The organism is Streptococcus sp. HMSC073F11 (genome assembly GCF_001810785.1).
GTDB lineage: Bacteria > Bacillota > Bacilli > Lactobacillales > Streptococcaceae > Streptococcus.
On record NZ_KV802690.1, the window covers coordinates 825,558 to 833,953 of the forward strand.

At 40.2% G+C, this 8,396-nt stretch carries 10 protein-coding genes; all 10 read right to left on the reverse strand.

Annotated features, from left to right (window positions below):
- Positions 1-31: 31 nt before the first annotated feature.
- Positions 32-451: a F0F1 ATP synthase subunit epsilon gene (locus HMPREF2764_RS05670; protein ID WP_000068037.1), complete on the reverse strand. Its 420-nt coding sequence runs from the start codon at positions 449-451 to the stop codon at positions 32-34.
- A 10-nt stretch (positions 452-461) separates the two neighbouring features.
- A complete protein-coding gene (atpD, locus tag HMPREF2764_RS05675; RefSeq protein ID WP_000094357.1) occupies positions 462-1,868 on the reverse strand; it encodes a F0F1 ATP synthase subunit beta in 1,407 nt (468 codons plus the stop codon).
- A gap of 85 nt (positions 1,869-1,953) precedes the next feature.
- Positions 1,954-2,832, reverse strand: coding sequence for a F0F1 ATP synthase subunit gamma (locus HMPREF2764_RS05680; protein WP_000301224.1), 879 nt, complete (start codon positions 2,830-2,832; stop codon positions 1,954-1,956).
- Positions 2,833-2,847: 15 nt separating this feature from the next.
- On the reverse strand, positions 2,848-4,353 hold the full coding sequence (atpA, locus tag HMPREF2764_RS05685) for a F0F1 ATP synthase subunit alpha (RefSeq protein WP_000996629.1): 1,506 nt from the start codon (positions 4,351-4,353) through the stop codon (positions 2,848-2,850).
- Between the two features lie 14 nt (positions 4,354-4,367).
- Positions 4,368-4,904 carry a F0F1 ATP synthase subunit delta gene (locus tag HMPREF2764_RS05690; RefSeq protein ID WP_000359028.1) on the reverse strand — a complete coding sequence of 179 codons (537 nt, stop codon included), beginning with the start codon at positions 4,902-4,904 and terminating at the stop codon, positions 4,368-4,370.
- Positions 4,904-5,398 (reverse strand): F0F1 ATP synthase subunit B, encoded by a 495-nt coding sequence (gene atpF, locus HMPREF2764_RS05695; protein WP_001103468.1) that lies wholly within the window; start codon positions 5,396-5,398, stop codon positions 4,904-4,906. Before atpF ends, HMPREF2764_RS05690 begins: the two co-directional genes overlap by 1 nt.
- Positions 5,399-5,411: 13 nt before the next feature.
- Positions 5,412-6,122: a F0F1 ATP synthase subunit A gene (atpB, locus tag HMPREF2764_RS05700; RefSeq protein ID WP_000392870.1), complete on the reverse strand. Its 711-nt coding sequence runs from the start codon at positions 6,120-6,122 to the stop codon at positions 5,412-5,414.
- Positions 6,123-6,155: 33 nt separating this feature from the next.
- Positions 6,156-6,356 carry a F0F1 ATP synthase subunit C gene (locus HMPREF2764_RS05705; protein ID WP_001054558.1) on the reverse strand — a complete coding sequence of 67 codons (201 nt, stop codon included), beginning with the start codon at positions 6,354-6,356 and terminating at the stop codon, positions 6,156-6,158.
- A 314-nt stretch (positions 6,357-6,670) separates the two neighbouring features.
- Positions 6,671-7,957 carry a peptidase U32 family protein gene (locus HMPREF2764_RS05710; protein ID WP_070527853.1) on the reverse strand — a complete coding sequence of 429 codons (1,287 nt, stop codon included), beginning with the start codon at positions 7,955-7,957 and terminating at the stop codon, positions 6,671-6,673.
- A 187-nt stretch (positions 7,958-8,144) separates the two neighbouring features.
- On the reverse strand, positions 8,145-8,396 hold a 252-nt coding region (locus HMPREF2764_RS05715; protein ID WP_148129354.1), incomplete at its 5' end, for an LPXTG cell wall anchor domain-containing protein.

Below are 8,396 nucleotides of genomic sequence, written 5' to 3' on the forward strand. Positions count from 1 at the left end.
ATGAACTTGGTAACTCAAGTTCATTTTTTTCTTATAGTCTATTTCCGACATTAATACGGTTAATGGCACGTTGCAAAGCAATCTTAGCACGACGTTCTTGGTCAATCAAGTGTTTGTCTTGTGCTTCTTCAATTTCACGCTCTGCTCGAAGTTTGGCACGTTCTGCACGACTAACGTCGATATCACGAGCACGTTCTGCAGAGTCAGCAACAATTGTGATAACGCCATTAGCAACTTCGATAACGCCTCCGTTCACTGCAATCCAGTTCACGTGATTTTCATCATCTACACGTTTAACCTTAACCTCATCAACTGCTAAAACTGCAATCATATTTTCATGTCGTGGCAAGATTCCCATCTCACCATCCAGAGTTCGAACTGATACAAAGCTGGCATGGTGATCATAGACGAGACCATCTGGTGTCACGATCTGGACAGTTAACTGAGCCATAGATCACCTCTTAAAATCCCATTTTTTCAGCTTTTGCAATCACATCTTCGATAGAACCTACACCACGGAAGGCATCTTCTGGCAAGTGGTCGTGTTTACCATCAAGGATTTCCTTAAAGCCACGAACAGTTTCAGCAACTGGAACATAAGAACCTGGCTGACCAGTAAATTGTTCCGCAACGTTGAAGTTTTGTGACAAGAAGAACTGGATACGACGGGCACGAGCCACCAAGGTCTTTTCTTCATCAGAAAGCTCATCCATACCAAGGATAGCAATGATATCTTGCAACTCATGGTAACGTTGAAGGACACGTTTTACTTCAGCAGCAACTGCATAGTGCTCTTCTCCAACAATTTCAGGTGCCAAGGCACGTGAGCTTGAAGCAAGTGGGTCAACGGCTGGGTAGATACCCAATTGTACCAACTTACGTTCCAAGTTAGTTGTTGAGTCCAAGTGAGCGAAGGCTGTTGCTGGCGCTGGGTCAGTATAGTCATCCGCTGGCACATAGATAGCCTGGATAGAGGTTACAGAACCCTTTTTAGTTGATGTAATACGCTCTTGCAATTGACCCATTTCCGTAGCAAGTGTTGGTTGGTAACCAACGGCTGATGGCATACGACCCAAAAGGGCAGATACTTCTGAACCAGCCTGAGTGAAACGGAAGATATTATCGATAAAGAGAAGCACGTCTTGGCCTTCCACATCACGGAAGTATTCAGCGATTGTCAAACCAGTAAGGGCAACACGCATACGTGCTCCTGGTGGCTCATTCATCTGACCAAATACCATGGCTGTTTTCTCGATAACACCTGATTCTTTCATTTCCCAGTAAAGGTCGTTCCCTTCACGAGTACGTTCCCCAACACCGGTAAATACTGAAATACCACCGTGTTCTTGGGCAATGTTATGAATCAACTCTTGGATTAAGACGGTTTTACCAACTCCGGCACCACCGAAAAGTCCAACTTTACCACCTTTAAGGTAAGGGGCAAGAAGGTCGATAACTTTAATTCCTGTTTCAAGGATTTCAGAAGAGGTAGACAATTCATCAAAAGTTGGAGCTTTTTTATGAATTGGCTGACGCTCTGCATCTTCTGTAAAAGGAGCTTCCAAGTCAATGGTATCTCCCAAAACATTGAAGACACGTCCTAAAGTTTCTTTACCTACTGGTACAGAGATTGGACGACCTGTGTCCAATACTTCCATTCCACGAGTCAACCCATCTGTTGATTCCATGGCGATAGTACGGACCATACCATCTCCCAACTCCAAGGCTACTTCAAGGACGATTTTTGTTTTTCTTTCGTCATTTTTGTAGACGACAAGTGCATTGTTAATCTCAGGAAGTTTTTCCCCTGCTGCAAACAAGACGTCTACAACGGGACCGATAACCTGAGCAATTTTACCTGAACTCATCTCCTTCTCCTATTCTATATAAGATACTGTCGGTCCCTAGCTTAACTAGGTCCTAAGTTCATTTTCATACGAGCTGGACTAGTGCCTATTCTAAGGCACTAGCTCCTGCTACGATTTCTGTAATTTCTTGTGTAATCGCCGCCTGTCTGGCACGGTTATACTGAATTGTCAAATCATTAATGACTTTCTTAGCATTATCTGTAGCTGTTTGCATGGCTGTCATACCCGCAGCATTTTCAGCTGTCTTAGCATCGATAATAGCCCCGTAAATCATACTTTCTGCAAACTGAGGTAATAACTGCTCCAAAATTTCTTCTCGGCTAGTTTCCAATTCAAAGGTCAAGCTGTAACTGTCATCTGCTTCATTTGGATCCAAGTCAACAATCGGAAGCATTTGTTCCACACGCATTTGACTAGTTAGCGTATTGACATGATGGTTATAGCAGACATAGAGTTCATCAAAAAGTTCATTTTGGTACATTTCAACAGTTTTTGAAATAATCTTACGAACTTCATCAAAGCTTGGTTGATCTGCCAAGCCACGTAGTTCATAAAGTGGTTGAATACCACGAGCTTTAAAGAAATCAGCTCCCATTCCACCGATACAGATCATTTCAAAACCTTTACCATCTGGATGGTATTCTTCTTTCAGCTCCATAACGGCTTTCAAAATAGAAGAATTATAACCTCCAACCAAACCTCGGTCTGATGTAATGACGATATAGCCTGTCTTCTTAACTGGACGGCTAATCAACATCGGATTGGTTGAACTACCAGCTCCATTCCCATGAAGAATATCCGTCAAAAGTTTACGAACTTTCTGAGCATAAACTTGGAAATTGCGAGCAGCTTCTTCAGAACGACCTAGCTTAGCAGCTGATACCATCTGCATGGCATTAGTGATTTGACTCGTATTTTTTGTTGAGGCGATTTTTGTTTTAATATCATTTAGAGATACTGCCATCTGACACCTCTATTCTTATTGGAAGCTGGTTTGATTGAGAAACTCTGTAATCGCAGCATCCAAGACTGCTTCTTCTGGCAAGTCTTTTGTATCACGAATGGTTTCTAAAATCTCTGGATGTTGAGCGTCAAAGAAGGCATGGAACTCTTCCTCGAAACGAACAATATCATCTACTGGAACAGTATCCAAGAAACCATGTGTCAAAGCATAGAGAATGGTTACTTGTTTCTCAACAGGTAATGGTTTGTGAACAGGTTGTTTCAAGACTTCAACTGTACGACGTCCACGGTTCAACTTAGCCTGTGTTGCCGCATCCAAGTCAGAACCAAACTTAGTGAAGGCTTCCAACTCACGGTATGAAGCAAGGTCGATACGAAGTGTACCAGCAACCTTTTTCATGGCTTTGATTTGTGCAGAACCACCTACACGAGATACAGATGAACCTGCATCGATGGCTGGACGAATACCCGCATTGAAGAGACCATCACCAAGGAAGATTTGTCCATCAGTGATTGAAATCACGTTGGTTGCAATATAGGCAGAGATATCTCCTGCTTGTGTCTCGATAAACGGTAGGGCTGTAATAGATCCACCACCAAGTTCATCAGAAACTTTAGCTGAGCGCTCAAGCAAACGGCTGTGAAGGTAGAAAACATCCCCTGGGAATGCTTCACGACCTGGAGGACGACGAAGCAAGAGAGACAGTTCACGATAAGCTACCGCTTGTTTTGAAAGATCATCATAAACGATCAAAACATGCTTCCCTTGGTACATAAATTCTTCTGCCATGGCAACCCCAGCATAAGGAGCTAGGAAAAGCAATGGAGATGGTTGTGAAGCAGAGGCTGTCACAACGATTGTGTAGTCCAAGGCACCGTACTGACGTAGTGTTTCTACTTGCGTACGAACTGTTGACTCTTTTTGTCCAATCGCTACGTAGATACAGATCATATCTTGACCTTTTTGGTTCAAGATTGTATCAATCGCAATAGTTGTTTTCCCTGTCTGACGGTCACCGATAATCAACTCACGTTGACCACGACCAATCGGTACAAGGGCGTCGATAGCTTTCAAACCAGTTTGCAAGGGTTCTGATACAGACTTACGTTGCATAACACCAGGAGCTGGCGCTTCTACTGGACGAGTTTTGTCAGTGTGGATTTCTCCAAGACCGTCAACTGGACGACCAAGTGGGTCCACAACACGACCAATCAGACTTTCACCTACTGGGACTTCCATGATTTTACCTGTACGGCGGATTGTATCGCCTTCACGGATATCTGTAAAGTCACCTAGGATGATAATACCAACGTCTGTTGACTCCAAGTTTTGAGCCATCCCATAAGAGCCGTTTTCAAAAATCAACAACTCTCCACTCATGGCATTTTCAAGACCGTGAGCACGCGCGATACCGTCCCCGATATAGGTTACAACACCTGTTTCAGTCACATCAAAATTGGGTTTGAAATTTTCAATTTGTTGCTTAATTAAAGCGCTGATTTCTTGTGCGTTAATTGCCAAAAGAACACCACTTTCTATTTCAAATTTTCTTTAACAACTTTAAGTTGTTGTTTAATACTCACATCAATTGTCTTGTGATTGGCAAAAATGACAAAACCACCAATAAGACTTTCATCGATTTGTTCTTTTACACTCCTTACTTTAAGAGACATTTTTTTCTCAATCAAAGGGAGCAAGCGACTCTTCTGTTCATCAGTTAAAGGATGAGCTGACCTAATCGTCACTTCAAATCGATTTGTTTCTTTTTCAAGTCGGTTCAAGCAATCTACAAGAATATCATAAAAAAGATTTGCTCTATGATTGTAGATAAGAACCTGGATAAAGTTTTGCAATAAAGTCGACACTGAATCTTGGAAGAACGCAATCGTTTTTTCCTTGTCAGACTCGTCTACTGCCACTTTTTTTAAAAAAGAAGGTAAGCCTGTTTCTTCAGCAACTTGCTTGATTTGAGCTAAGTCTGAAAAGATACGGTCTTCTTCTCCTTTTTCTAAAACCAATTGGACAAAAGGCATGCTGTATTTTTCAATTACCTTTACTGTTTTCTTGTCCATTAAGCTTCTCCTAGCTGATCGATATACTGATCAATGAGTTCTTTATGGGCATGACCGTCAAGGTTTTGTGAGATGATTTTACCAGCCAAGCTGATTGTCAAATCTGCTACCTCACCCTTAACGCTTTGTAAAGCTTCAGCTTTATTTTGAGCAATTTCTTGGTTCGCTTTTTCTTTCAAGCGTCCTGCTTCTAGCTTAGCATCTGCTAAAATACTAGCTTTGCTTTTCTCAGCTGTTTCTTTCGCATTCTCAATGATTGTCTTAGCTTCTTTACGGCTACCAGCCAATTCATCTTCGCGTTTCTGAGCCAATACTTCTGCTTTTTGACGTGCTTGTTCAGCTCCGTCAATATCTGCTGCAATTTTTTCTGCTCTTTGTTCGAAAATGCTAGTCAAATTTGACCAAGCGTATTTCTTAACCAAGACTAGCAAGAGAATAAAGGAACCAGCGATTAGTATAAAATCACCAAGTAATTCACCTACTGTTACATTCATAAACTACTCCTTTCTATTCTTCATCATTAATTTTATTTCCTAGGTACATTGAAGATAACAATGTAAATACATATGCTTGTACACAAGAAATAAAAACAGAAAATGCAGTCCAGATTAGATTTGTTCCAAAAGCAATAGGATACCAATAGAAGGCCTGATGAGAAAGTAGGACTAACATACTTGCCATCACTTCCCCTGCAAAGATATTACCAAATACCCGCAATGCAAGTGAAAGGAGATTGGTAACTTCTTCTAAGAGATTCATTGGTGTCATAAAACCTGGTGTTACAAATGCTTTTAAATACTTTTTGATTCCACGACGACGAATTCCTTCTACGTGGGTCATTAAGATAATTGTAAAAGACAAGACCAAGTCAAATGACAAATTTGCTGTTGGTGAGGTCCAAAGATTTACACCATCTGTAGTCTGAATTCTAGCCATTAAGCCAATATTATTTGCAATGGCCATAAATAGGAATAAACAGAAATAAAAGAGAGAATAATCCTTTATCATTGGACCAAGGTTTGATTTTGTAAATCCAACAACAAAATCAAATAAATACTCTAATACATTTTGTTTTCCTGTGGGTCTCAAAGTCATATTTCGAGTTGCCCAATAAATAAAGCCAAAAATAAGTGCTACAGTCAACAAAGTCAAAACTACTATGGTTAAATTAAAGGTAACAGGACCAATATTGATGGTTGGATTAATACTTTCTTCCATCTAAAATCCTCCCTTTTTCAATTTATACTTCTTTTATTTGATGATAAATGAAAAGACAAGAGTAACGAAGAAAGTACCTTCAATAAAGGCAACCCCTAGGATCATCAAACTACGTAGTTCTGAGATGATATCTGGTTGGCGAGCAACTGATTTCAACAAACCGTTCATCAACAAACCTTCACCAAGAGATACACCCATACAGGCAAGACATAGACCGAAAAATGTTAAATTCATGACGAATTCTCCTTTTAATTAAAATTTACTTACTTAGTTTAGTCCTAAAAATTGGATTTGTCAACTTTTTACTAACATTGAAAGCGTTTAATGAAAATTATTTACAATTTTACTATTTTTAAGTCTATTATATAGAAAATTTTGGAAAAAACTTGTAATAAATCCGTCTATTATCTAGGTCTTTCTGAAAAATAATGAAAAAATCCGAGATGAAATCTCGGATGGAAATTAATATATTTTTTTAACCTAATGTTCTTTTAGTAAATAGGATTAAAGGGAAAGCAACTAGAAAGCTTTCGTCCCCTACATATTTATTAAGCACGAACTGTGACGCTGGTTCCATCTTCCTTATAAAGATTGATGAGACCTTCTTTGAGAGCTCGAACCATATCTCCAGCTTGAACAGGTTGTGGAACCTTGATAGTCAATAGTTCCATTGGATTTGGAGCGCGATCGATCTTATTTCCTTTAGCATCATGCAAATCTTCGATATAAGTCTCAAAATGACGGAAACCTGGGCCATAAAACTCAACTTGGTCCCCTTCGTTAATGACGTTCCGTTGGCGAATGGTTGCTGTTTGTGTCGCATCATCGTAAGAAACCACTTCAGCGACAAACTTATACTCAGGAATTTTACGACGAGCACCAAACAACTGCTCATTTTCAGATGGTGTACCATAGTAGAAACCTGTTGCTAATTCACGTTGGGCAACCTTCCACATTTCATCAATCAAGTCCTGCTTGATAGCTTCAAACTTCTCTGGACTTTCTAGATAAGCATCAACAGCTGCCTTGTAGCAGTTTGTTACTGTTGATACGTAGTGAATAGACTTCATACGTCCTTCAATCTTGAGACTGTCCACACCGTTTTCAATCATATCTGGGATATGGTCAATCATGGACATATCAACGGCTGACATTGAAAATTCTTCAGGAATTTCACCTTTAAGACTCTTACGTTCCTTCCCAAATGGCATATCGTAAAGGTCGTACTTCCAACGACAAGACTGAGAGCAACCACCACGGTTAGCATCACGCATACTCATGTGGTTTGAAAGAGTACAACGACCAGAGTAAGAAATACACATGGCTCCATGAACAAAGGCTTCAATCTCAACATCTTTACATTTGCGAATTTCTGCCAATTCTTCCATTGAAACCTCACGCGCCAAAACGACACGAGTTAAACCTAGTTCTTTCCAGAACTCAAGTGTTTCATAGTTAGTCGCACTTGCTTGGGTAGAGAGGTGTATTTCAAGACCAGGCGCTTCAGTCGCTGCAATCATAATCAAGGCTGGGTCAGACACGATAACTGCCGCGATTCCGATATCACGTAGTTTACGGAACCACTCACCAGCACCAGCCTCATTTCCTTCGTGCATAACCATATTGGCAGCCACATAAACCTTAGCACCATACTTGGCCGCAAACTGGACACCTTCTTCCATCTGTTCGAAAGTAAAGTTTCCGGCACGGCTACGAAGGCCATAGGCCTGACCACCGATAAAGACAGCATCTGCTCCATATTGAACAGCTACCTTTAGCTTCTCTAAAGTCCCTGCAGGTGATAAAACCTCTGGACGTTTTAATGTTTTTGTCATGTTTTCTCCTATTTGCAATATAAAAGTTTGACGTTTTTCCTTCTCATTTTATAGTAAATAAGCCATAAAATCAAGCCTAGACAGATTGTTTTGACAATTCTAATCTTTTAGATTATTAAAGCAAAAAGATTGTCAAAGAGAAAAAGCCCACAGATGTGAGCCCTTTTCTAATATAGGTTAGAAAAAACTATTTCTCCACTTCTTTTTTCTTGTGTGCAAGAAATCCAAATCCACTCAAAACTCCTAGAAGTCCTAAGACTACAAGATTAGCATGATCTTCTGTACCTGTATTAGGCAATTCCTCTCTCTTACTTGCTACAGAAGTCGGAATTTGTGAAGTTTCTTTTGTCGATTGTTCAGTTGGTGTCTTTGATTTTGGTACTTCTACCTTTGGTGTTTCAACTTTTGGTGTTTCAACTTTTGGCGTTTCAACCTTTGG

What these genes read in the sequence shown, in the direction of transcription:
- HMPREF2764_RS05670 (WP_000068037.1), bottom strand. Translation starts at nt 451, where the DNA reads ATGGCTCAGTTAACTGTCCAGATCGTGACACCAGATGGTCTCGTCTAT.
- atpD (WP_000094357.1), bottom strand. Translation starts at nt 1,868, where the DNA reads ATGAGTTCAGGTAAAATTGCTCAGGTTATCGGTCCCGTTGTAGACGTC.
- HMPREF2764_RS05680 (WP_000301224.1), bottom strand. Translation starts at nt 2,832, where the DNA reads ATGGCAGTATCTCTAAATGATATTAAAACAAAAATCGCCTCAACAAAA.
- HMPREF2764_RS05690 (WP_000359028.1), bottom strand. Translation starts at nt 4,904, where the DNA reads ATGGACAAGAAAACAGTAAAGGTAATTGAAAAATACAGCATGCCTTTT.
- atpF (WP_001103468.1), bottom strand. Translation starts at nt 5,398, where the DNA reads ATGAATGTAACAGTAGGTGAATTACTTGGTGATTTTATACTAATCGCT.
- atpB (WP_000392870.1), bottom strand. Translation starts at nt 6,122, where the DNA reads ATGGAAGAAAGTATTAATCCAACCATCAATATTGGTCCTGTTACCTTT.
- HMPREF2764_RS05705 (WP_001054558.1), bottom strand. Translation starts at nt 6,356, where the DNA reads ATGAATTTAACATTTTTCGGTCTATGTCTTGCCTGTATGGGTGTATCT.
- HMPREF2764_RS05710 (WP_070527853.1), bottom strand. Translation starts at nt 7,957, where the DNA reads ATGACAAAAACATTAAAACGTCCAGAGGTTTTATCACCTGCAGGGACT.